26 protein-coding genes are annotated in these 23,947 nt (G+C 53.7%); 13 read left to right on the forward strand and 13 right to left on the reverse strand.

The features are described from left to right. Positions 1-173 precede the first annotated feature (173 nt). Together ubiC and ubiA are read left to right on the forward strand one after the other, a co-directional pair. Entirely contained in the window at positions 174-689 is a 516-nt protein-coding gene (gene ubiC / locus DD586_RS02725; protein WP_012883282.1) for a chorismate lyase, read from the forward strand. Continuing rightward, positions 690-1,574, forward strand: coding sequence for a 4-hydroxybenzoate octaprenyltransferase (gene ubiA / locus DD586_RS02730; RefSeq protein WP_012883283.1), 885 nt, complete (start codon positions 690-692; stop codon positions 1,572-1,574). Positions 1,575-1,624: 50 nt separating this feature from the next. Here the strand turns inward: ubiA and plsB are convergent, their stop codons facing one another. Beyond that, a complete protein-coding gene (plsB, locus tag DD586_RS02735; protein ID WP_012883284.1) occupies positions 1,625-4,114 on the reverse strand; it encodes a glycerol-3-phosphate 1-O-acyltransferase PlsB in 2,490 nt (829 codons plus the stop codon). 128 nt (positions 4,115-4,242) lie between these two features. Here plsB and DD586_RS02740 point away from each other — a divergent pair, with 128 nt between their 5' ends. Continuing rightward, positions 4,243-4,608, forward strand: coding sequence for a diacylglycerol kinase (locus tag DD586_RS02740; protein ID WP_012883285.1), 366 nt, complete (start codon positions 4,243-4,245; stop codon positions 4,606-4,608). Between the two features lie 109 nt (positions 4,609-4,717). Continuing rightward, positions 4,718-5,329: a transcriptional repressor LexA gene (gene lexA, locus DD586_RS02745; protein ID WP_012883286.1), complete on the forward strand. Its 612-nt coding sequence runs from the start codon at positions 4,718-4,720 to the stop codon at positions 5,327-5,329. A gap of 223 nt (positions 5,330-5,552) precedes the next feature. Here lexA and zur read toward each other — a convergent pair whose 3' ends face one another. Further along, positions 5,553-6,062, reverse strand: coding sequence for a zinc uptake transcriptional repressor Zur (zur, locus tag DD586_RS02750; RefSeq protein WP_012883287.1), 510 nt, complete (start codon positions 6,060-6,062; stop codon positions 5,553-5,555). Positions 6,063-6,197: 135 nt separating this feature from the next. Further along, positions 6,198-6,905, reverse strand: coding sequence for a pirin family protein (locus DD586_RS02755; RefSeq protein WP_012883288.1), 708 nt, complete (start codon positions 6,903-6,905; stop codon positions 6,198-6,200). A 109-nt stretch (positions 6,906-7,014) separates the two neighbouring features. Here DD586_RS02755 and DD586_RS02760 point away from each other — a divergent pair, with 109 nt between their 5' ends. Then, on the forward strand, positions 7,015-7,911 hold the full coding sequence (locus tag DD586_RS02760) for a LysR family transcriptional regulator (protein WP_012883289.1): 897 nt from the start codon (positions 7,015-7,017) through the stop codon (positions 7,909-7,911). 93 nt (positions 7,912-8,004) lie between these two features. On the opposite strand, the gene DD586_RS02765 is transcribed toward DD586_RS02760, so the two are convergent. From DD586_RS02765 to DD586_RS02785, 5 genes are all read right to left on the reverse strand, one after another. Then, the gene (locus DD586_RS02765) at positions 8,005-8,991 is read right to left on the reverse strand and encodes a glutathione S-transferase family protein (protein ID WP_012883290.1); all 987 of its coding nucleotides are present in this window, start codon (positions 8,989-8,991) and stop codon (positions 8,005-8,007) included. 102 nt (positions 8,992-9,093) lie between these two features. After that, positions 9,094-9,489: a DoxX family protein gene (locus DD586_RS02770; protein WP_012883291.1), complete on the reverse strand. Its 396-nt coding sequence runs from the start codon at positions 9,487-9,489 to the stop codon at positions 9,094-9,096. A 290-nt stretch (positions 9,490-9,779) separates the two neighbouring features. Next, positions 9,780-10,073, reverse strand: coding sequence for a YqjK-like family protein (locus DD586_RS02775; RefSeq protein WP_012883292.1), 294 nt, complete (start codon positions 10,071-10,073; stop codon positions 9,780-9,782). Further along, complete coding sequence (locus tag DD586_RS02780) at positions 10,070-10,468, reverse strand: phage holin family protein (protein WP_012883293.1); 399 nt, start codon at positions 10,466-10,468, stop codon at positions 10,070-10,072. Before DD586_RS02780 ends, DD586_RS02775 begins: the two co-directional genes overlap by 4 nt. A 3-nt stretch (positions 10,469-10,471) precedes the next feature. Beyond that, positions 10,472-10,777, reverse strand: coding sequence for a DUF883 family protein (locus DD586_RS02785; protein ID WP_012883294.1), 306 nt, complete (start codon positions 10,775-10,777; stop codon positions 10,472-10,474). Positions 10,778-10,861: 84 nt separating this feature from the next. Between DD586_RS02785 and DD586_RS21925 the strand changes: the two genes are divergently transcribed. Further along, the gene (locus DD586_RS21925; protein WP_157668881.1) at positions 10,862-11,008 is read left to right on the forward strand and encodes a hypothetical protein; all 147 of its coding nucleotides are present in this window, start codon (positions 10,862-10,864) and stop codon (positions 11,006-11,008) included. Between the two features lie 38 nt (positions 11,009-11,046). Here the strand turns inward: DD586_RS21925 and mzrA are convergent, their stop codons facing one another. The 4 genes from mzrA to DD586_RS02805 form a co-directional block, all read right to left on the reverse strand. Continuing rightward, positions 11,047-11,400: an EnvZ/OmpR regulon moderator MzrA gene (gene mzrA, locus DD586_RS02790; RefSeq protein ID WP_012883295.1), complete on the reverse strand. Its 354-nt coding sequence runs from the start codon at positions 11,398-11,400 to the stop codon at positions 11,047-11,049. Between the two features lie 3 nt (positions 11,401-11,403). Beyond that, positions 11,404-12,078: a DedA family protein gene (locus tag DD586_RS02795; RefSeq protein ID WP_012883296.1), complete on the reverse strand. Its 675-nt coding sequence runs from the start codon at positions 12,076-12,078 to the stop codon at positions 11,404-11,406. A 470-nt stretch (positions 12,079-12,548) separates the two neighbouring features. After that, the gene (gene exuR / locus DD586_RS02800) at positions 12,549-13,328 is read right to left on the reverse strand and encodes a transcriptional regulator ExuR (protein WP_012883297.1); all 780 of its coding nucleotides are present in this window, start codon (positions 13,326-13,328) and stop codon (positions 12,549-12,551) included. 360 nt (positions 13,329-13,688) lie between these two features. Continuing rightward, a complete protein-coding gene (locus tag DD586_RS02805) occupies positions 13,689-14,990 on the reverse strand; it encodes an MFS transporter (protein ID WP_012883298.1) in 1,302 nt (433 codons plus the stop codon). 95 nt (positions 14,991-15,085) lie between these two features. On the opposite strand from DD586_RS02805, the gene DD586_RS22105 reads away from it, so the two are divergent. The 5 genes from DD586_RS22105 (at position 15,086) to DD586_RS02825 (ending at position 20,719) form a co-directional block, all read left to right on the forward strand. Then, positions 15,086-15,259 carry a hypothetical protein gene (locus DD586_RS22105; protein ID WP_012883299.1) on the forward strand — a complete coding sequence of 58 codons (174 nt, stop codon included), beginning with the start codon at positions 15,086-15,088 and terminating at the stop codon, positions 15,257-15,259. Positions 15,260-15,508: 249 nt separating this feature from the next. Then, positions 15,509-16,918, forward strand: a complete 1,410-nt coding sequence (gene uxaC, locus DD586_RS02810; RefSeq protein WP_012883300.1) for a glucuronate isomerase — start codon at positions 15,509-15,511, stop codon at positions 16,916-16,918. A gap of 179 nt (positions 16,919-17,097) precedes the next feature. Further along, positions 17,098-18,549, forward strand: coding sequence for a tagaturonate reductase (locus DD586_RS02815; RefSeq protein ID WP_012883301.1), 1,452 nt, complete (start codon positions 17,098-17,100; stop codon positions 18,547-18,549). An 18-nt stretch (positions 18,550-18,567) separates the two neighbouring features. Then, complete coding sequence (locus tag DD586_RS02820) at positions 18,568-20,058, forward strand: UxaA family hydrolase (RefSeq protein WP_012883302.1); 1,491 nt, start codon at positions 18,568-18,570, stop codon at positions 20,056-20,058. A 112-nt stretch (positions 20,059-20,170) separates the two neighbouring features. Continuing rightward, entirely contained in the window at positions 20,171-20,719 is a 549-nt protein-coding gene (locus DD586_RS02825) for a YgjV family protein (protein WP_012883303.1), read from the forward strand. 119 nt (positions 20,720-20,838) lie between these two features. On the opposite strand, the gene DD586_RS02830 is transcribed toward DD586_RS02825, so the two are convergent. Beyond that, positions 20,839-21,792: a TerC family protein gene (locus tag DD586_RS02830; RefSeq protein ID WP_012883304.1), complete on the reverse strand. Its 954-nt coding sequence runs from the start codon at positions 21,790-21,792 to the stop codon at positions 20,839-20,841. Positions 21,793-22,243: 451 nt separating this feature from the next. On the opposite strand from DD586_RS02830, the gene rlmG reads away from it, so the two are divergent. Then, positions 22,244-23,404 carry a 23S rRNA (guanine(1835)-N(2))-methyltransferase RlmG gene (gene rlmG, locus DD586_RS02835; RefSeq protein ID WP_012883305.1) on the forward strand — a complete coding sequence of 387 codons (1,161 nt, stop codon included), beginning with the start codon at positions 22,244-22,246 and terminating at the stop codon, positions 23,402-23,404. Positions 23,405-23,487: 83 nt separating this feature from the next. Further along, positions 23,488-23,784, forward strand: coding sequence for an MbeD/MobD family mobilization/exclusion protein (locus DD586_RS02840; protein ID WP_012883306.1), 297 nt, complete (start codon positions 23,488-23,490; stop codon positions 23,782-23,784). Positions 23,785-23,947 lie beyond the last annotated feature (163 nt).

The following is a 23,947-nucleotide window of genomic DNA, read 5'->3' on the forward strand; positions in this document are numbered from 1 at the left end:
GCACCATGCATTTGCAACAGGCTGTGAGCTGGATAGCTATCTTGTGTGAAAATCGCTCAAATCGTTAACGCGGGGTTCGGAACCTGTTATCAACGCACGCTTCTTCGCTACAATGAGCTTCTGCGTTACAATAAGCGCGTTTTATTTATTAAACACCGGGTGGAATGGAATAGATGTCTGATGAGGCGTTGGCTAGCCTGCACTCGGTTGAGTGGTGCGCGCCTGAAGAATTACCTGCGTCGGTGATGGACTGGCTGGTTTACCACGAGTCTATGACGCGCCGTCTTGAACGGCATTGCTTACGCCTGACGGTGCAAGTCAGGCAGGAGCAGTTTGTCTCGTCGCCAGAGGTGGCGGGTGAAGCGGCGTTGTTGCCGTTGAGTGAGCGCTATTGGCTACGTGAGGTTACGCTGTCAGGTGACGGCAAGCCTTGGTTATTCGGCCGCACTGTGATACCGGAGCAGACGCTGGAAGAGGCTGATATTGACCTGACGCAGATTGGCAATACGCCACTGGGGCGTTATTTGTTCCTGCAAGGGCCACCGCCGCGCGATGTGATTCAAACAGGTCGATGTGGCGCGCTGTGGGTGCGGCGTGCGCGTTTGCTTTTGTCGGGCAATCCGTTGCTGATTACCGAGCTATTTTTGCCGGATGCCCCCGTTTATTTCCCCGACGCCCATCAGGGCTGAATGCAAAAGGAGAATCAGGCGTTGGAAAGATTGTTAACGTCAGGACGCTGGGGTGCGTATTTCCGTTTGATGCGTATCAATAGGCCGATTGGCACGTTATTGCTGTTATGGCCGACGTTGTGGGCATTATGGCTGGCAGGACGTGGCGCACCGGCGCTCTGGACGTTACTGGTGTTTGTGGCCGGGGTGTTTTTGATGCGTGCGGCAGGGTGTGTGATCAATGACTACGCCGATCGCCATTTCGATGGACACGTCAAACGTACTGCTGCACGACCGTTGCCCGCCGGGTTAGTTAGCGAACAATCTGCCAAGGTGCTGTTTGTTGTTCTGGTATTGCTGGCGTTTGGCCTGGTACTGACCATGAACCCGCTGACTATCTGGCTATCGGTTGCCGCGCTGGCGCTGGCGTGGGTGTATCCCTTCATGAAGCGCGTTAGCCATCTGCCGCAACTGGTTTTAGGGGCCGCGTTTGGCTGGTCTATCCCGATGGCCTACGCCGCCGTTAGCGAATCCTTGCCTGCCGCCTGCTGGCTGATGTTTTTTGCCTACATTTGCTGGACCGTCGCGTATGACACCGAATACGCGATGGTGGATCGCGATGATGATCTCAAGATCGGGATAAAATCCACCGCCATCTTGTTTGGCCGTCATGACACGTTGATTATCGGCGTACTGCAACTGATGACGCTGGTAGCGATGCTGGCACTAGGAAGGATGATGGGATTGAGTCAGATCTTCTACTGGTCGGTGCTGGTGGCTGCTGCCTTGTTTGCTTATCAGCAACGGTTGATTGCCGGGCGTGAGCGTGATGACTGTTTCCGGGCGTTCAACAATAACAATTATGTCGGCATGGTGCTGTTCTTCGGCATCCTGTTTGGCTTGTAGCCATTAGCCTGCCAAACGGGCCCTGCGATGTTTTCGCAGGGCCCCAACCGTTACTCGACGTCTTCCTTTTCTTTTTCCTTTTCAGCCAAACTCACAGCGGGTTCGCTCTCGCTGCTTTCCTGCGCCAGGCTGGCACTTTCAATGGTGAGTTTGACTTCTGGCGTGAGCAGTTCACCCAGTATGGCGTAAATCGCCTGCACATGTTCCAGCACGGCTTCACCCGTATCGCTGACGTACCCTTCGTTACGCAATGTGTTGACCAGCGTTGAGAAGACCGCCTTGTCGAAAAACTCTGGCGCATTGATGCCATGCAATACAGACAGACGCTGCGCCATGCTGCGGCTTTCTTTCTCCAGCGCACCACGGCTGATGGACGGGTTAGCACTCAGTAATGCCAGCGTAATGGCATAGCGCTGCAGTGTTTCACGCACACCGGCGGCCAACAATTGCAACGTACGGATACGCGCAGGGTTCAGTTCCAGCACATCATCTCGAGTCTGAATCAGTTGCTGATTCGCCAGCTCAGCGATCAGGTCATTCAGTACACTCGCCAGTGCGGTTTTCTCGTAATGCAGGAACAATTCAGCCTGCAGCAGCGGATAAATCAGCGTTATCTGGCGTAACAGCTCTGTGGTCGTGATACGACGGCAGTGCATTACGATGCTGGCAACCAACGACGGCAGTACCAGCATATGCTGGATGTTATTGCGATAGTACGTCATCAACACCGCCTGCTCGCGTGGCAGGATGATGATGTCGCCGACGTTATCCTTCTCCACCTCAAACTTATCCATACCCAGCGCGTGATCCAGCAGCTCGGCGGCGGTCCGATTCGGCACGGTGGCATCCTGGTTGTAAGGGACATTACGCAGCAGTTGCAGGTAACACTCCAGTTGCTCTTCCATCTGCTCACGGGTTAACGCCCGCTGACGGGAGGCGAGCAGCGCAGTACAACACAGGTTCATCGCGTTGGCTGCTGCGGCATTGTTGATACGCACCATGATGTTATCGGCGATATCCTGCACGGTTGGCGTCAACCAGGCCGGTCGTTGCGGATCGATAGGATCGATGGCATCACGCCACTGCGGTACGTGATGGTTGAGGTACGTGGTCAACGACAGCGGTTCGCCGATGTTCACATATCCCTGACCGAGGTTACGCAGTTTGCGTAACCCGCGCACCATTTGCAGGAAACCTTCTTTTTCTTTGGTCGCGCCGCGCAGTTCTTTCGCGTAGGTGCCCACCTCCATCACATGCTCATAGCCGATGTAAATCGGCACCAATGTGATAGCGCGAGTCCCGCCGCGCAGCATCGCCTGAATGGTCATGGCCAGCGTGCCGGTCTTAGGTTCCAGCAAACGACCGGTACGGGAACGGCCGCCTTCGACAAAGTATTCCACCGAATAACCCCGCGTGAACAATTCACCCAGATACTCGCGAAACAGCGTGGAATAGAGTTTGTTGCCCTTGAACGTGCGGCGGATAAAGAAAGCGCCAAGGCGACGGAAAATGGGGCCAGCCGGCCAGAAGTTAAGGTTGATGCCAGCAGCGATATGCGGTGGCACCAGGCCCTGATGGTACAAAACGTAGGAGAGCAGCAGATAGTCCATGTGACTGCGGTGGCAGGGAACATAGACGATTTCGTGTCCGTCTTGTGCCAGCTGACGTACCCGTTCGGCATTATGCACGTTGATGCCTTGGTACAAGCGGTTCCAGGTCCAGCTCAGTACACGGTCTGATAACCGCACGGCTTCGTAAGAGAAGTCGGCGGCAATCTCTTCCAGCAGCGTGATGGCGTTTTGCTGGGCTTTGTCATGCGAAATCTTTTTAACCCGGGCTTCATCGTCAATCGCTTTGGCGATAGCGCGGGAAGACAACAACTTATTGAACAGTTCCTGACGGACCGGCAAGCGCGGGCCGACTGCCGCCAGCCGCAGACGAGAAAAGTGCATCCGTGCTACGCGCGCCAGTTTGTGGGCGATAGTCTTATCGGTGCCGTGCTCGGTCGCCATGTAACGCAGTGATACGGGGACGGAGAAACGTACAAAGCTGTCGCGTCCCAGCCATAACACGGCGAAGAATTTTTCAATACCGTTCAACAGGCGCAGATGCGGTGTGCCTTGGCTCTGCCCTTCGCGACCGGGCGAACGACCGAACATGACGGATACCGGCACCATCTGTATATCGAGTTGCGGATTGTTACGGTGCAAATCCAGATAATCGTGGAACAGCTTTATTGACTGCTGTTTAGGCACGTAATAACGGAACAGACGCGGACCGTCATTAACGAAAACGTAGCTCGGTAAGGTTTTTCCGTCGATCTGCAGCGGTTGCAACGGATCGGGCAGGCCTTGCTCCAGACATTTCGTGCGCAGAGTCAGCAAATCCGCCTTGGAGTTGTAAGGCAGGACATAGAAAATGGGCCGCGCCGGATCCAACCGTTGTTCATTAATGGGATCCTGTGGAATGACCTTACTTTTAACCAGTAATTTTAGCGGGAAATTCAGTAGTTTATAGTAAATTATACGCCAACCTGACATAACAACCAGAAGCCTCTTGTTAGCAATTCGGGCCAAGGATACCAGAAACCAGACAGGATATCTGTGGTGATGAAACCTGTGGGGCGCGTTAAAATCATGGCCAATCACAAATTAAAGGCGGAGTACGCATGAACAAAGCAACCGGAATGACCCGCATCATCAAAGCGACGGGTTATTCGCTGCAAGGATTGAAACAGGCATGGCAGCATGAGGCGGCGTTTCGACAGGAACTACTGCTTACGCTTGCCGCGGTGATTATTGCCTGTTGGTTGCCAGTCTCCATGGTGGAACGACTGCTGTTGATCGGTGCAGTCGTGCTGATCGTACTGTTTGAGCTGGTCAATAGCGCGATTGAAGCGGTGGTGGATCGCGTCGGTACGGATTACCACGAATTGTCAGGCCGGGCCAAAGATATCGGCTCGGCGGCGGTATTCGTCGCCTGTCTGCTGGCGGCAGTCGTGTGGAGCGCGATACTGTGGAGCCGTTTTGCGTGACGCTCTGCATAATCACAGAAAAATCCGTGCAATAGCGATCTCGCGGTTCCCATAGGCACTTTCCCTGTATATACTCACAGCGAAACTGTATAAACAAACAGGGGGCGGAATGAAAGCGCTAACTACCAGACAACAGCAGGTTTATGATCTGATTCGCGATCATATTTCACAAACCGGTATGCCGCCCACCCGGGCCGAAATTGCCAGTCAGTTGGGCTTCCGCTCGCCCAATGCAGCCGAAGAACACCTCAAGGCGCTCGCGCGTAAAGGCGTCATTGAAATCGTGACGGGCGCTTCTCGCGGAATCCGCCTGTTGATGGAAGAAGAAGATCAAGGTTTGCCGCTAATTGGCCGTGTCGCCGCCGGTGAACCGCTGCTGGCTCAGCAGCATATCGAATGTCACTATCAGGTTGATCCCGCCATGTTTAAACCCAGCGCTGATTTTCTGCTGCGGGTGAGTGGGATGTCGATGAAAGACATCGGTATTCTGGATGGCGACCTGCTGGCGGTACATAAAACGCAGGATGTGCGTAACGGTCAGGTTGTTGTCGCACGTATTGAAGATGAAGTGACGGTTAAACGCTTGAAAAAGCAGGGCAATATTGTGCAGTTGCTGGCAGAAAATAAAGAGTTTTCACCGATCGTTGTCGATTTGCGTGAGCAAAACTTCTCCATTGAAGGGTTGGCGGTGGGTGTTATCCGCAATAGCGACTGGAGCTGACGCCCCTTTTCCAGTCCGCCCTTGATGGGTGATGCGCATTGCCCATACTGGTGTCCGGTGTGTCTGGATGGGCACCTTTATCTCCCGGTTTGATCTCCGGTTTGCGTCAGGGAAGGGCGATGAATTCAGAAATGAATTCAGGAGAAGCAATAGATTCAAGAGACATCAGGATAAAACAGTGTGAAGCAACGCTTCACACTCGGCACGTCGTCGTTTTCGCTGTTCAGCGTTTTTTAACAGGGATGCTGTGATCGTGATGGCAACTGTCCCGATGTTCGCAAGATTCAACCTGTTGGCATTCGCCACACAAACCATGCGCTTCCACCACGCTGTGACGCAAGGCAAAACCTGCCTGTTTGGCTAACTGGTGCAGGGTTTCTTCCACCCCTTCCGTCTGGCGTTCTGTTACTTGTCCACACCGATCGCAGATAAACAGCGCCGACGTATGGCTGTGCTCCTCGAAATGATGGCACAGCACATAACTGTTGGTGGATTCCACCTTGTGGATAAAACCTTGTTCCAGCAGAAAATCCAGTGCGCGATAGACGGTGGGGGGTTTAGCCTGCGGCTCGGAAACACGGAGCAGATCCAGCAGATCATATGCGCTGATCGCACCAGGCTGCAGGGCCATCAAACGCAACACCTCCTGACGTTGAGGAGTCAGACGTACATTGCGTTGCTGACAAAGCCTTTCAGCCTGGGCAACAAGTTTGTCCGGATTGGTTGAATCCATAGCAGTAACCCTGAAGCGAGTGTGAAATTATCCCGGCATAGTATCATGACTGGACAAAAACGCCGAGATAGGGACATCAAGGTTACTTGGGTGGCTCCCGCATTAGGGGACTTCGTCTGGTGAGCCCGAAGTCACTTAGACTACCAGGTCTATCAGTAATGCACGTGCGGCGGTTTCTGCCCGAATGATAACGCTCTTTTCCTGCTGAACAAACGCACCGTCGCCACAACGCAATACGCTCGGTATCGGTGCACTATTCCCATTAATATGCAGAGTGCCGTAAATCGACTGCAGATAAGCCCGGTTGCCGTTCAGTGTCAGGTGATGTTGTTCACCGGCGGCTAGATTTACATGGTGAATCCAGACCTGCTGACGCAGATGGAGGGCGTTAGCCGATTCATCCGGCGATGCAATTAATTGATAAGGCTGTTGCTCTTCCACCCGCAACCGTTGCAGACACTGGTTCTCCCGTGTCGGACACGCGTCCAGCCACAGTTGTAGCCGGGTCAGCGGCGTCTCACTGCCAGTATTGTGCTCGCTGTAGCTGATATTGGGTTGCGTGGCGAGCAACAAGGCTTCGCCAGCTTTGGCCCGGGTATGGTTGCCGTTGCTATCGCGATATTCTGCTTCACCCTGCAAGATGATATTCAGGATATCCACGCGAGGATAGGAACGTGGCTGAAAGGAGGCGCCGGGGGCCAGTACTTCCTGATTGAGTACCCGCAGCGAGGCAAAGCCCAGCAGATCAGGATCAAAGTAATGACCGAAAGAAAAGGTATAGCGCGCCTGCAACCAGCCATAGTCAGCCTGGCCGCATTGTTCTGCTGCTCTGCTAATGATCATGGTATTCGACCCTGAGAATTATTGATAAGGCGATAGTAATTGTCTGGACGATGGATTGTTAGCCAGTTAATCTGGTCGGTACGTTCAAAAATCCTGAATGAGTGAGTAAATGGCAAAGGAACGGGCACTAACACTGGAAGCCTTGAGAGTCATGGATGCTATCGATCGCCGGGGAAGTTTTGCCGCCGCGGCCGATGAGCTGGGGCGTGTACCTTCTGCCCTGAGTTATACCATGCAGAAACTGGAAGATGAGCTGGATGTCGTATTGTTCGACCGTTCCGGGCATCGCACGAAATTCACCAATGTCGGGCGAATGTTGCTGGAGCGTGGGCGCATCTTGCTGGAAGCTGCCGACAAGTTGACGACGGATGCCGAAGCGCTGGCACGTGGATGGGAAACCCATCTGACCATTGTGATGGAAGCGCTGGTGCCGACCGAGCGGTTTTTCCCTTTGCTGGATAAGCTGTCGCTTAAGGCCAATACCCAGGTGTCATTATTGACGGAGGTACTGGCAGGAGCATGGGAGCGGCTTGAGCAAGGACGGGCGGATATTGTTATCGCGCCGGACATGCACTTTCGTTCGTCTTCGGAAATCAACACCCGCAAGCTTTATTCAATGAAGAGCGTGTATGTGGCAAGCCCGGACCACCCGATTCACGATGAGCCTGAGCCGTTGTCGGAAGTGACGCGGGTTAAATATCGCGGTATTGCGATTGCCGATACTGCCCGCGAGCGCCCTGTGCTGACGGTGCAACTGCTGGATAAGCAGCCGCGTCTGACCGTGAGTTCGATGGATGACAAACGACGGGCGTTGCTGGCCGGACTGGGGGTAGCGACAATGCCCTATGAACGGGTGGCGCAGGATATTGCCGAAGGCAGGTTGCGAGTCGTCAGCCCGGAAAACATCATTGAAGTCCAAATTATCATGGCATGGCGACGTGATAGCATGGGTGAAGCCAAGGCGTGGTTTTTACGGGAAATTCCCCGTATATTCAACGCAGTTTGATGACAACCCACTGAGAACGCAACACCGTCGTCGACGTGAATCAAGCGACGGTGCTGCCAGCCATTAATGCTGCTAACGGTAGATCCTATGGGATTACCGGTAATGCTTGTCCCTACCGTGTGGCGCATCCAGATTCATATCCGGCCCGACGGAAATAATGCCGTGAGGGTTGATAGTGCCATGACTACGATAGTAATGGTGGCGGATATGGTCCAGATTGACCGTCCCGGCCAGACCCGGCAGTTGATAGATATCACGCAGGTAACCATACAGATTGGGGTAATCGCTTATCCGGCGTTTGTCGCACTTGAAATGGGTATGGTAGACCGGATCAAAACGGATCAAGGTTGTCCACAAACGGATATCGGCCTCAGTGAGGTGCTCACCAGTCAGATAACGCTGCCTGTCGAGGTGCGTTTCCAGTCTCTCCAGGGCGCTAAATACCAGCCCGGCTGACTCGTCATAAGCCTGTTGCGTTGTGGCGAAACCCGCTTTATACACCCCATTGTTAACCTGATGGTAGATCCACTCGTTGAGCTCGTCTATCTGCCCGCGTAGCGCCAGTGGATAGTAATCACCAACTGCTGCCCCGTCGTCGTCGAAGGCGCTGTTAAGCATGCGAATGATATCCGCTGATTCGTTGCTGACGATGGTGTGCTGCTGTGTATCCCATAACACAGGGACGGTAACACGTCCGCTGTAGTCGGCTTTCGCGTGCAGATAAAGCTGGTACAGGAATTCGTGCTGATAAAGCGTATCGCCGGTGGCCTGTGGAAAGTCAGTGTTAAAGGTCCAGCCTTGATCCAGCATCAGTGGGTGTACCACTGAAACACCGATGTGTTGTTCCAGCCCTTTGAGTTTTCGCATCAGCAAGGTGCGATGAGCCCACGGGCACGCCAGGGATACATACAGGTGATAGCGGCCTGTTTCTGCCTTAAATCCACCGCTGCCGGTGGGGCCGGGCTCGCCATCGGCGGTAACCCAGTTGCGAAAAAATGTCTGCGGCCGTTTGAAATGCCCGCCGGATGATTGGGTTTCATACCAGGTATCGTGCCATACACCGTCAACCAATAATCCCATAATCGGTTCCTCCCAGAATGATGACAATGGCGGTCAACAGCATGCTGTCGACCGCCATGAGATAATCAGGTGGTGTTACTCCGCTGATAATTCAGACTGCTATTACCATTTTTTGTTCAGCAGACGGTCGATACTGAATGCGCCCGGACCGCTAACGAACAGCAGGATGTAGCCGCCAGCGATAGACAGGTTTTTCATGAACATCAGCTGGTTAGCACCCTGAGCAAAATCAGTGTGGAAAATGAATGCGGTCAACAGGGTAAAAACCGCGGTGATGATAGCAGTAGTACGTGTCAGGAAACCGAACAGCACCGCCAGTCCACCACCCAGTTCCAGCAGGATAGTCAGTGGCAGCAGCGCCCCCGGCACACCCATTGCTTGCATATATTGCTGGGTTGCGGCGTAAGAGGCACCCAGTTTGCCGTAACCGGCGACGATAAACAGAATGGGCATCAGGATACGGGCAACAACCAGCAATGCATTTTCAAAATTTTTCATCGATATCTCCAGTAGTGTGTTTGCGGCCGGAGCAAAATCGATAGGGGGCGCATCCGGCATTAGCTTGTCTAAGCGTTTGTGTAACTGATGGAAGGAATACTAGAGGCGTAAACGTGCGGATACCAGCGAGTAAAATTGTTGTTTTTTGTCAGAAAAATTCACCATGTAGCGAGCTAACTGACAAAAATCGTGAGGAAAGGGCATAAGCCCTGCGTCATACAAAAAGACGGATATAGAGACCAAATGCGGCGTTTGATAGGGAAATGGTTGGTAACCTGGAGAAAATGGGCTTAATGACGCGGCGGCGGTAATATGGCGCGAACGAGTTTTACTGTGCTCCAGACGGTGGCGGCCCGACGCGCAAACCCGATCAGTCGCTGCGGATGGCGTATTCCCAGAATGGCGATGGCCGGTGGTATCAGCACCAGATAGCGACGTACCCGCGCCCATTTCTGCCAGCACGCATCGTAGGGTGCGGTCATCTCCAGCCAGCGGTTTTTCTCGGCGGCCAGATCTAACCGCTGTTGCTGGATGCGTCGTAGCAATTGCCGCTTTTCGGCAGCCAGACGTTGCTGACGGTTCATTTGGTTTCGTCCTCCAGCAGTGAACGGTCCGCCGCCAGTTCCTTACGGGTGTCCCGCAACAGCGTGGAGCGGCGCGCGCGTTTGAGCGTCCACACCACGCCGCATAAGGCCAGCCCGAACAAGGTGGCGGTAATCCAGCACAATGCCGTCAGGCGCGAAGCCGGGTCGATACTCAAGATGATCAGTACAATCAGGCTCATCAGGCCAAAGGCCGTAAACAGCAACGTCATGCCCACCATCAGCAACAGCTGAATCAGCAGGTTTTTTTCCTGTTCCAGCTCAATGACTGCCAGCCTGAGTCGCGTTTCCGCCATGCCAATCAGCAAGGCGAAAATGCGTTGTACCGTAGAAACAGCAGAACGGCCAGGGCCCTGACGTGGTGATTCGGTTGCCATCGGTTACCGGCGTGCCAGCAACAGACCCAGCACGACACCCACGGCGGCACCGATGCCCACCCCGGTCCAGGGGTTTTTATGCACAAACGCATCGGCACACTGTGTGGCTTCACGGGCTTGTGCGGTAATACGATCCCCAGTGTCGTTCAGGCGCTCGCGTGATTCTTTCAGCACGGTTTCTGCTTTGTCGCGCAGTTTTTCCAGTTCGGCTTTGGACTTATCGCCAGAGGAACGTAACACCTCTTCCAGAGTATCTCCCAAAGAGCGCAGTTCCGCCCGCAATTGTTCGGTATCGGATTCTTGTGCCATATGAACACTCCTTTAGTTGATGAATCATAGTGTTAACTAATCGTCGTGTTAACTATAGTGCAGATTTTCATCTTTGTTAGCGCAATGACGACGGATAATTCTGATAACCCGCAACAGAGCGGTGTCGAATATCAGGAAAAACAAAGAGGATTGGGGGCGATTGAACAGCAAAATGGAAAGCGAAAGGGATCAAAAATAAAAGAGATGAAAAGTGAAAGGGATGAAAAGTGAAAGAAAAGCAAACCGGTTCAGACGATTAACGAGAGGGATCAGCTTCTGGCAACCCGTATCGTGCCATGGGTACGCTGGGCGATGACGACGGTATTCGGCAGAGCGATGCTCAGTATTTCTTTGGCCGCACCGCTTTGTTCCGGTGAAGACAGTCGCACAATAATGCTGTTGTTTTCCGGGGTAATGCTTTTGATAGCGATACCCCGTTCATTAAGGCGCTGGTAGATGTAGAAACCATCTGGCAACGTCATGCCCTGATGCAGCGGGGTGATGTGCAGCATCACTTCGTCCGGCAGGCGCGGTGACGACATCGACAACAGCAATGCCAGCAGTGGAAACAGCAGCAACAGTGGACGCCAGATGGTGGGCTTCCTGAGCCCGGGGGAGTTCATCAATCAGTTCCTTTTTTCACGTGACATCATGCGTTTTTTACGCCAGAGCACCAGTATCGAGCCTGCCAACCCGACGCACAGTAAGACCAGTGGCAGCAGCATCAGACAGGACATCAACAGGTCTTCGTATTTACGGAATAGCGGTGTATTGCCCAATGCAAAACCGAGAGAAACCAAACTGGTGACCCACAAAAAGCCACTCATCCAGTTAAAGAACTGAAAGCGGATATTGTTCAGCCCGGATAACCCGGCAATGGTCGGCAACAGGGTTCGTACAAAAGCCAGAAAGCGACCCATCAACAGGGCTGATAACCCATGACGATGGAATAACTGGTGAGCGCGCTGGTGATAGTGTGCGGGAAGATGTGACAGCCATCCCTGAACGACGTGCGTATTTCCAAGCCATTTCCCTTGCAGGTAACTGACCCAGCAGCCAAGGCTGGCGGCGGTGGTTAACAAGGCGATAGTAAACGGGTAGCTCATGGTGTCTTTGGTGAGAAGCACTCCAACCAGAAACAGGAGGCTGTCACCCGGCAGGAAGGCGGCAGGCAGTAGACCATTTTCCAGAAATAGAATCAGAAAGAGCAGCAGGTAAATCATCCAGACGAGTTTGGGATCGGCCAGAACAGTGAAGTCCTGATGCCAGAGCGCATACAAAAGTTCTTTCATTATATCCATCTGGTGTTCCTGTACTGCGGCGTTGGAGAAACCACGCTGGGAACCTGAGGCCAGTCAACACCAGCCTGACAAGTCAGGTACGCAGAGCGGTCATGACTGAACATTGGTTGCGTATTCCTTCACATGTCTGTCCTGTGCTTTTCCTGTCAGCGATTTGCGCACCGGGCGTACTTATTTATTTATCCGCTTTATTTATCCGCGTATTTTTCACACCCGGTATTATTCCTTTTCGTTTTTTGCCGGTCAGGTCGTTCTGCCAGTCATTAAACGTAAAAAAAGTGTCCTAACTGTAACAAAAGCCATGCAGGCGAGATAGGAAAATATCACGTTCTGAAAACGTATAACGAGGTGTTTAGCGGGAAAATCGTGTGATTGCCGTCATATTTTACACTTGCTGACAGAACCCGACGTTGGATGACTTTTTTTGCCCCCGAAGGGTGGGGGCAATAGGCGCTAACAGGTGAGAAAATTCAGGATTTGCCGCTGGTGATATGGTCGAGGTGGACAACCGGATTTTCGGCAAACATATAGCGGTCGACGTTAAATTCAAAATCGTCGGTAGTGGCACGAAACAGCATCTGTTTGGTGTTTTCCAGGTGCTGCCACATCGCCAGCTTAGCTGCGTAAGGATCTTTACGGATCAACGCCTTGAGGATCTGGTCATGATCTTCGCACCAGCTTTCAATCGACTTGTCGTCAATGTGTTCGTGCAGTTTGCGCCAGTATGGGTTGTGAATGCGCTGGCTCCACATTTTTTCTACGATCGTCGCCATGGCTGAGTTCTGCGTCGCCAGTGCCACTTGCACATGGAACTTCAGATCCCACTCTGAGTCGCGAAAACGATCTTCCTGACGGGCATTCTCCTGAATTTCCATCAGTTGGATAATGTCCTGACGAGTCACCTGGGTGGCGGCGAATTCCGCAATATTGCTCTCTATCAGCTGACGGGCCTGTAACAGTTCAAATGGCCCAGCGGTGAGAAAATCGGCATCGCTGCCGTTAGCGGCCAACAGGTGGCGCTGTTGATTCGAGATCACGTGAATACCGGAACCTTTACGGACTTCCACGTAGCCTTCCACTTCCAGCATGATGATCGCTTCGCGTACCACAGTACGGCTGACATTCATCTCTTCGGAAATATTGCGCTCGGCCGGTAGCTTGTCACCCACCGGATACACGCCGTTTTCAATGCGTTGTTTCAATTCTGCGGCCAGTTGCTGGTAAAGCCGCCTGGATTCTGTCAGTGCCATGATGCCTGCTCTTAAGATAGATGACGCTCCATGAGGTAAGCTGCGTCACTGCGTCTATCCCGTTATGGTGTGTCGTGAATATCCCCGTCATGTTTCCCGTTGCAGGTGTACTGGCTTTCTGGTCCTGCCCGTTAGGCCGCTTTACATTTATTGCCAGCTTTCAATACGCGGGCTGGTTGTCCTGCAACTCGAATGACCTGGGGTATATAGAATGATAATCAGAATAGATTTGTTATACCACCTACAATAGATGGCGACCAACGCCCATGTCACAGTTAGCGGCCAGGGTTCGCCCAGAGGAAAGGATTCATCCGGTACCCTATGATACCGGATGAACGACGTGAGGCAGAAATTTCTCTGTTAGTGCTGCTGTGCGGCTTTCAGATCCGCGTCTTTGTTGCCCTCTTCGGCAGCAGGGTTGTTTTTCAGTACTGTCCAGATAACCACTGCGCCCAACAGGTCAAAGATAGCCAGTACGGCGAACAGCGGGCTAAAGCCGATGGTGTCAGCCAGTGCACCGACCACCAGAGCAAACAGCGTACTGGCAGTCCAGGCAGCCATCCCGGTCAAACCGTTGGCGGTGGCGACTTCATTACGACCGAAAACATCGGAAGACAGTGTAATCAGCGCGCCAGACAAGGACTGGTGAGCAAAACCGCCGACGCACAACAGCGCGATGGCGACATACGGGCTGGTGAACAGGCCAATGGTACCTGGGCCAATCATCAGCAGCGCGCCCAGCGTCACAACCAGTTTACGAGAAACGATCAGGTTAACCTTAAAGTATTTCTGGAACAGCATCGGCATGTAGCCGCCAAGGATACAGCCGAGGTCGGCAAACAGCATCGGCATCCAGGCAAACATGGCGATTTCTTTCAGGTTAAAGCCATAGACTTTAAACATGAACAGCGGGATCCAGGCGTTGAACGTCCCCCAGGCCGGTTCAGCCAGGAAACGCGGCAGGGCGATGCCCCAGAACTGACGGTTTTGCAGGATCTGCCAGGCGGACATTTTCTTGGCATTGCCAGCCTGATGCTGTGCTTCCTGGCCACCCAGAATATAATCGCGTTCTTCTTTGCTGAGTTTTTTCTGATCTTTCGGGTGCTTATAGAAATACAGCCAGCCGATTGCCCACAACATACTCAATGCACCGGTGACCAGAAATGCCATCTGCCAACTGTGCGCCATGATAGCCCAGACGACCAGCGGTGGAGCCAGCATGCCGCCGATTGATGAACCCACGTTGAAATAGCCGACCGCCACAGAGCGTTCTTTGGCCGGGAACCATTCGCTACTGGCTTTCAGACCGGCTGGAATCATCGCTGCTTCCGCCGCGCCGACTGCGCCGCGCGCTACAGCCAGACCACCCCAGCTGCTTGCCAACGCCGTACCGGCGCAGAACAACGCCCACAGGATGGCGAACACGGCGTAACCCACCTTGGTACCCAGTAAATCCAGTACATAACCCGCAACAGGTTGCATCACGGTATAACAGGCTGAGTAAGCCGCGATGATATAGGAGTATTGCTGAGTACTGATATGGAGCTGTTCCTGCAGTGTCGGTGCCGCTGCGGCAATTGCGTTACGCGTCAGGTAGCCCAGAACGGTACCGATGGTCACCAGTCCGATCATGTACCAGCGCAAGCCTTTGATCTTGAACATGTTAAATATCTCTCCGAGTGTAATTACCGCAACGAATACCGTTATCAGTCTGCTGCGATAGGTGTCGACCACGCTGAAAGTGACGGAGCGCTTCTATGCACCCCGGTCAAAACCTGCGGGAGTTGCCGCCTGGCCGGTTGCCCTGCCGCCGGGCACAGCTGGCGGGCTGCGACGGCGATCCCGCCGTACGCGTTTATTGTTTTCCGGTGGGGTTCAACCTGGTTGACGATATTGAGATTGAATCCCCTCATCAGGCAGCGCTACAATAATTTGTCATACCAATTTAAAAGTTGAGTGATATCACAAAACCATTATTTTGCTGGGGAATAAAATAATCAGGCCGACGAACAGGGCCTCCTGAGGCGGTGAAAGCGTAAAAATGGTGTAATTGAAAGCGATTTCTGTCATTTTTGAGATCATGACCTCACTAATGATGTAGGTTATTGCAGATAATTGGTGTGATATCTTTGTAATCGTGACCGCGTTTTGGTTGGCAAATGTAGTGTGAGGAAGCGAACATGCCCCAGTTTTTAAGTGAAGATTTTTTGTTGGATACTGAGTTTGCCCGTCGGCTGTATCATGAATTTGCAGCGGATCAGCCTATTTTTGATTACCACTGCCATTTGCCGCCCGCGCAGATTGCCGAGAATTATCGTTTTAAAAACCTGTATGACATCTGGTTGAAGGGTGACCATTACAAATGGCGTGCCATGCGTACCAACGGCGTACCGGAGCGTTTTTGTACTGGTGACGCCAGCGACTGGGAGAAATTCGAAGCCTGGGCTGCCACCGTCCCGCACACCATCGGTAACCCGCTGTATCACTGGACGCACCTGGAACTGCGCCGTCCATTCGGCATCACCGGCACACTGTTGTCGCCGTCTACCGCTAAAGACATCTGGAACCGCACCAACGCACTGTTGGAACGTGATGAGTTCAGCGCGCGCGGCATCATGCAGCAGATGAACGTCAAAATGGTCGGTACCACCGATGACCCGATTGACGACCTGCAGCATCACAAAGCGGTAGCTGAAGATAAAACCTTCTCCATCAAAGTGCTGCCGAGCTGGCGTCCGGATAAAGCCTTCAATATCGAACAGGCGACGTTTAACGACTATATGGCGAAGCTCGGTGAAGTGTCTGATACCGATATCCGTCGTTTCAGTGATTTGCAGGCCGCACTGACCAAACGTCTGGACCACTTCGCCGCACACGGCTGTAAAGTGTCCGACCACGCGCTGGACGTGGTGCTGTACGCCGACGCAGATGAAGCCACACTGGATGGCATTCTGACTCGCCGCCTGTCCGGCGCGACCCTGAGCGAACACGAAGTGGCGCAGTTCAAAACCGCGGTACTGGTATGGCTGGGGGCTGAATACGCCCGTCGCGGCTGGGTACAGCAGTATCACATCGGTGCGCTGCGCAACAACAACTTGCGCCAGTTCAACCTGCTGGGGCCGGATGTGGGCTTCGATTCCATCAACGACCGCCCGCTGGCGCAAGAACTGTCGCGCCTGCTCAGTAAGCAGAATGAAGAAAACCTGCTGCCGAAAACCATCCTGTATTGCCTGAACCCGCGTGATAACGAAGTGCTGGGCACCATGATCGGTAACTTCCAGGGTGAAGGGATGCCGGGCAAGATGCAGTTCGGTTCCGGCTGGTGGTTCAACGATCAGAAAGACGGTATGCAACGTCAGATGACGCAACTGGCGCAACTGGGCCTGCTGAGCCGCTTCGTCGGTATGTTGACCGACAGCCGTAGTTTCCTGTCCTACACCCGCCATGAGTACTTCCGTCGCATTCTGTGCCAGATGATCGGCCGTTGGGTGGAAGACGGCGAAGCGCCGGGCGACCTGCCGCTGCTGGGCGAGATGGTGAAAAATATCTGTTTCGATAACGCCAAAAATTATTTCGGTATCGAGTTGTAAGAAAAAGGGAGGACGGGCGCCGTCTCGGGCCCGTCTGTCAATGTGGTGATTTCGGGCTGGCGCAGGGTGCTGAATCTGCCGCCCTGACGCTGTCGTGCTGACCTGACGCTGTTTAATGATCTGATGGCTGTACCGACTGGCGTTTGTCCCGAAGTGTCGTGTTCTGAGGTAGCTTGTTAATGCAAACGCTTAATCGTCGTGATTTTCCTGGCCGTCGTCATCCTGACCGCGTTATTCAATTTGGCGAAGGCAATTTCCTTCGCGCCTTTATTGACTGGCAACTGGATCTGTTGAATGAACATACTGATCTGGATGCGGGTATTGTTGTGGTTCGTCCGATTGATACCGATTTCCCGCCTGCTCTGGATACCCAGGATGGGCTGTATACCACCATTATTCGTGGCCTGAATGAACAGGGCGACGCGGTGCGCGAGCCCCGCCTTATCCGCTCGGTTAACCGTGAAATCAACGTGTACCGTCAGTTTGATGAGTATCTGGCGCTGGCACATGACGCCAACATCCGCTTTGTGTTTTCCAACACCACGGAAGCCGGTATTAGCTACCATGCCGATGACAAACTGACTGACACGCCGCCAGCCAGCTTCCCGGCGAAGTTGACTCGCCTGCTGTTCGAACGCTTCAACCATTTTAATGGCGCCGCCGATAAAGGCTGGGTGCTGCTGCCGTGCGAATTGATTGATTACAACGGCGAAAAACTCAAAGAGCTGGTGCTGCGTTATGCGGCGCAATGGGCGCTGCCGACCGCGTTCACCACCTGGCTCAACGAGCACAACACCTTCTGTTCAACGCTGGTGGACCGCATTGTGACGGGCTATCCGCGCAATGAAGTGGACGCGTTACAACAGGAACTGGGTTATCAGGACACCTTCCTGGATACCGCTGAGTACTTCTACCTGTTCGTGATTCAGGGGCCGCAATGGCTGGCGGAAGAACTGCGCCTGAACCAACTGAAACTGAACGTACGCATTGTTGATGACATCAAGCCTTATAAAGAGCGCAAGGTGGCCATTCTGAACGGTGCCCACACCGCGCTGGTGCCGGTGGCGTTTCTGGCAGGCCTCGATACCGTGGGCGAATCGATGAATGATGCCCAGATAGGCAAATTTGTCGAAACCACCATTGCCGAAGAGATCGTACCGGTACTGGATTTACCGCATGACGAGCTGATGTCGTTTGCCGAGGCGGTACTGAGCCGTTTCAGAAACCCGTTCATTCAGCATCAGTTGCTGTCTATCGCCCTGAACGGCATGACCAAATTCCGTACCCGCATTCTGCCGCAACTGTTGATGTACCGTGAACGTCATAACGCGTTGCCCAAGCGCCTGACGTTTGCGCTGGCGGCGTTGATCGCGTTTTATCGCGGCGAGCGCAACGATGACCGCTATCCGTTGCAGGACGACGCCCACTGGCTGGAGCGTTACGAAGTGCTGTGGAGCGGCGTGCGCGCCGGTACCACGTCGCTGGCGCAGGTGGTGAACGCCGTGCTGAGCGATGCGGAACACTGGGAGCAGGATTTGACGCTGGTGCCCGGTCTGGCGGCGCTGGTCACCGAACAACTGCAGGCTATCGTTGAGCGCGGCATGCGCGACGCGTTAGCAGGTTATTGCTAATCGCATAAGGTCGTCCCCATGCAGAGCATCATTAAAATTCACTCACTGGATAATGTCGCCGTTGCCTTGCGCGATCTGGAACAGGGCGAGACGGTGTCGGCTGGTGATGTCACCCTGGCGTTGCCGCAGGCGGTGGCTCGCGGGCATAAATTCGCCCTCAAGACGATTGCGTCAGGCGAGATGATCGTGAAATACGGTCTGCCGATTGGTCATGCACTGGCGGCGATTGCCGCGGGTGAGCACATCCACTCTCAGAACGCGAAAACCAACCTGAGCGATCTGGATGAGTACCACTATCAGCCGGAGTTCATCAGTCTGCCGGAACAGATGGCGGATCGTGAAGTCCAGATTTACCGCCGTAAAAACGGCGACGTCGGGATCCGTAACGAATTGTGGATCCTGCCGACTGTCGGTTGCGTCAACGGTATCGCCCGTCAGATCCAGCAGCGTTTCCTCAAGGAAACCCATGACGCGGAAGGTATCGACGGCGTGTATTTGTTTACCCACCCGTTCGGTTGTTCGCAATTGGGTCAGGACCATGAAAATACCCGTACCATGCTGCAAAACATGGTGCGCCACCCGAACGCCGGGGCGGTATTGGTGATTGGCCTGGGATGTGAGAACAATCAGGTGTCCGCGTTTCGTGACACGCTGGGCGAGTACGACGCCGATCGCGTTAACTTCATGATCTGCCAGCAGCAGGAAGATGAAGTAGAAGCCGGTCTGGAACGCCTGCACCAGTTGTATCAGGTGATGCGTGACGATCGCCGTGAGCCGGGTAAACTGAGCGAGCTGAAATTTGGTCTGGAGTGCGGCGGTTCGGATGGGCTGTCTGGTATTACCGCCAACCCGCTGCTGGGACGGTTCTCTGATTATCTCATCGCCAACGGCGGCACGACGGTGCTGACCGAAGTGCCGGAAATGTTCGGTGCCGAACGTATTCTGATGAGCCGCTGCCGTGATGAGAGCACATTCGAGAAAACCGTGCATATGGTCAATGATTTTAAACAGTATTTCATTGAACATAACCAGCCGATTTACGAGAACCCATCGCCAGGCAACAAAGCGGGTGGTATCACTACGCTGGAGGAGAAATCCCTCGGTTGTACCCAGAAAGCCGGGCAGAGCAAGGTGGTGGACGTGCTCAAGTATGGTGAGCGCCTGCATACGCCGGGGTTGAACCTGCTGAGCGCGCCGGGTAACGACGCGGTGGCGACCAGTGCGCTGGCCGGTGCAGGATGCCATATGGTGCTGTTCAGTACCGGTCGCGGTACGCCTTACGGCGGCTTTGTGCCGACGGTGAAACTGGCGACCAACACCGAACTGGCGCAGAAGAAACCGCACTGGATCGATTTTGACGCCGGGCGTCTGATTCATGGGATGTCGATGGATGAGCTGCTGTCGCAGTTTGTTGAGCTGATTGTCGAGATAGCCAACGGTAAACTGGCAAAAAACGAAATCAACGACTTCCGCGAACTGGCGATATTTAAGAGCGGTGTAACGTTATAAAACCGATCGTTATAAGCCTGGCGTTGTAAATCTAAACGATTTCACATAAAATAAAACGGCGTTTCATTATTTGAACGCCGTTTTTTCATCATGGCGCTTTAAGGCAGGAATCATGACCTCTTACGTGTTTGCCCAGGCTGTTGGTGTACTGGCTTTTTTTGTCGGTATCACCATGTTTTTCAACCGCAGTGAAAAAAAATTCAAAATCCAACTCTCCGTCTATAGCGCGGTTATCGCCTGCCACTTCTTCCTGATGGGCGCGAACGCGGCAGGCATCAGTGCTTTGCTCAATTCAGGCCGTACATTGGTGACCCTGAAAACCAGCAATATCGTGGTGATGTTCGTGTTTATCGCCCTGACGCTGTCGCTCGGGTTACCGGGCGTAAAACACCCGATGGAACTGTTGCCGATTATCGGGACAGTGTGCAGCACCTGGGCGTTGTTCCGTGCACATGGACTGACGACCCGTTGCATCATCTGGTGTTCGACCGCGCTGTGGGTGACACACAATATCTGGTTGGGGTCGATTGGTGGCTCGTTGATCGAAGCCAGTTTTCTGGTGATAAACGGCTTCAATATCATCCGCTTCTGGCGTATGCAGCGTAACGGCATCGACCCGTTCAGAGTGGATGAGGCGCACTCTTCTACCAAAAGTGCCTGAGAACATCTACCAAAAGCGCCTGAGAACCGCGCCTGAAAAAAGAGCCCGACACACCTAAAAAAATGCCCCGTCTTCAGACGGGGCGCGTAGCGTGATAGGGCGACGTTGACAGGATGGCGTTACTGTCCGGTGCGCCGGTTAACCCAGATGTTGATAAGGATGGTGACCAGCAGGATAGCGGCCACCACGCTGAGCGAAATGGCGACGGGAATGTGAAACAGGTCTATCAGCATCATCTTGATGCCGATGAACACGAGGATCACCGCCAGACCGTATTTCAGCATAGAGAATTTTTGCGCTACGCCCGCCAGCAGGAAGTACATGGCGCGCAACCCTAAAATGGCGAACAGGTTTGACGTCAACACGATGAACGGGTCGGTGGTGACGGCGAAAATCGCAGGGATACTGTCTACCGCGAAGATGACATCACTGATTTCCACCATCACCAGCACCAGAAATAGCGGTGTGGCGTACAGCAAGCCACTCTGTCGGATGAAAAAACGATCGCCTTGCAGGGTATCGGTCATTCGCAGGTGACCGCGCAGCCAGCGCACGACCGGTTTTTCGCCGATGGCGGCGTCGTCTTCTTTCGCCAGCGCCATTTTAAGCCCGGTTATCAGCAGGAACGCTCCAAACAGGTATAGCAGCCACTGGAACTGGGAAACCAGCCAGCTACCGGCAAACACCATGATAGTACGCAGGACTATCGCTCCCAGTACGCCATACACCAGTACCCGGCGCTGATATTGCGCGGGGATGGCAAAATAGCTGAATAGCATCAGCCAGACAAACACGTTGTCGACGGCCAGCGCTTTTTCAATCAGGTAACCGGTAAAGAACGCCAGTGCTTGAGCATCGGCTACGTCGCGGCCTGCCGTACCGCTGAGATACCACCAGAAGCCGAAGTTGAACAACAGTGAGAGACTGACCCACACCAGCGACCAGACGGCGGCCTGTTTAACGGTCATCACCGTCGAGCCTTTCTTGCCCTGATAAAACAGGTCAATAGCCAGCATGATTACCACGATGATGGTGAAGCTGCTCCACAGCAGCGGGGTTCCTATCGTTACCATAACTGTATCCTTAGCGCCTTTCCCATGAGGAAGTGTGTTCTGGCCCAGTTGTCAGAAAACAAAACGGCCTGTGTCAGAAGGCACAGGCCGTTTGCTATTCACGGTGCTGCAAATGGACCTCGCCTGCTGGCAAGGTCTCACTTACAACTTAATGCGGACAAAGTCATTAAGGTTGCCTGGTAACCGAGTGCGCTTGCACTGTAATGACGATTAACCAGCGAGAAGTTACTCCCCTTTGCACTAAAAAAGATAGGATAGTTCCTGTACAGGGTCAACCCCCTGGCTTGCCACGCATGACAATCTGATGCATACGTGTTCACCGCAATGGCCTGATACCTCAGTATAATAGGGCGTAGAGGTAACGAACTGTCGCTACGTTGCCGGAAAACCATTTACTGCGACGCTGTTTTAAGGGATAAACAGCGCCAGATTTTGTATTGCAGGAGAGGCCATGAGCCAACTTGAGCTGGAAACACATAACCTGACGCTGGTCCGCTACCCGCAGTCTGAACGTGAATCATCGTTGCAGGCATGGGAAGCGGCGGATGAGTATCTGCTGCGGGAACTGGCGACGATGCCGATTGGCCCCGGTCCCCGACTGATTTTCAATGATGCGTTCGGCGCACTGGCCTGTGGCTTGCAGTCGCAGGCACCTTATTGCATCAGCGACTCGTTCCTTAGTCAGTTGGCGACCCGGCACAACCTGTCGCTCAATGGTTATGCGCCGGAGTCGGTCACGTTGCAAGACAGTCTCTCTCCATTGCCGAGTGCACCGGCACTGGTGGTGTTGAAAGTGCCGAAAACGCTGGCGTTGCTGGAGCATCAATTGCGCCAGTTACGGGAGGTGGTGACGCCACAAACCGTGATCATCGCAGGGGCGAAAGCGCGTGACATCCACACGTCTACGCTGCAACTGTTCGAGCAAGTTCTGGGGGAGACCCGTACCTCACTGGCGTGGAAAAAAGCCCGCTTGATTCACTGTCAGCCGCAAGCGCGTGTTATCGATGACAACCTGGTGGACAGCAACCCGGTGATAACGGTCTGGCCGCTGGATGAGGTCGCCAGTCCTATCCACAATGCCCGCATTCATAATTACGCCAACGTCTTTTCCCGCAGCGGGCTGGATATCGGTGCCCGGTTTTTTATGCAGCATCTGCCAGAGCAACTGGACGGTAAAATTGTCGATTTAGGTTGCGGTAATGGCGTGATTGGATTGACTGCGCTGGCGCTGAACCCGCAGGCATCGGTCAGCTTTTTCGACGAGTCTTATATGGCGGTGGCTTCCAGTCAGCGCAATGTGGAAGACAACCGGCCGCAGGATAAGGACCGCTGCAGCTTTGTCGTGAACCATGCACTGGCAGGCGTCGGGCCGGACAGTCAGCAGGCGATACTGTGTAATCCGCCGTTTCACCAGCAACAGGCGATAACCGATGACATTGCCTGGCAGATGTTTGTTGATGCGCGTCGTTGTCTGACGGTAGGTGGGGAGCTGCGGGTAGTCGGCAACCGTCATCTGGATTATTTCCACAAGCTGAAACGGCTGTTTGGCAACTGCCAGAACGTTGCCAGTAACGCGAAATTCGTCGTGCTGCGCTCGGTGAAAACCCGGTAATTCAGTATGGCATTTGTTGTCGCACGGGACTGTCATTATAATCCGCAGGTTACGTCAGAGAAGGCACGTCAGAAGGAACCCCCATGTGTATCGAAGAGTTGGAATCACGGCTGGAAAGCGCATTGCAGGCGCTGGAAGCCAGTGTCAGCCGACAACAGCAGATCTGGCAGCGCGACTATCAGCAGCTTCACGTGCAACTGATACAGGCGCGTCAGCGCGAAGCGGACTTGTGCGCCAGAATCAATGAGCTGGTTACCCGTGTCAACATGATGGATCAGTCCCCTGAACGTAATCCGTTATTACAGAAAATTAACCTGATCCGCGCCCATCTGGATGCACTGGCCAACGAGGCCACGGCGTTTCACCGCTCGTTGTTCTGAGTGTTTCTGGCCTTCCAATTCGCCGTCACGCTATGTTGACGGCGATAACAGCCCCCTGTGGCGGCTTTCTTTCCGTTGATGGCTTTCACACTGTTGATATAAAGACGGCGGGCGGTGGTTCTGCGCTTGAACAGACCCAGGCTTAACGCTAAGGTAAAACGCC

This window comes from Dickeya parazeae Ech586, assembly GCF_000025065.1.
Lineage (GTDB): Bacteria > Pseudomonadota > Gammaproteobacteria > Enterobacterales > Enterobacteriaceae > Dickeya > Dickeya zeae.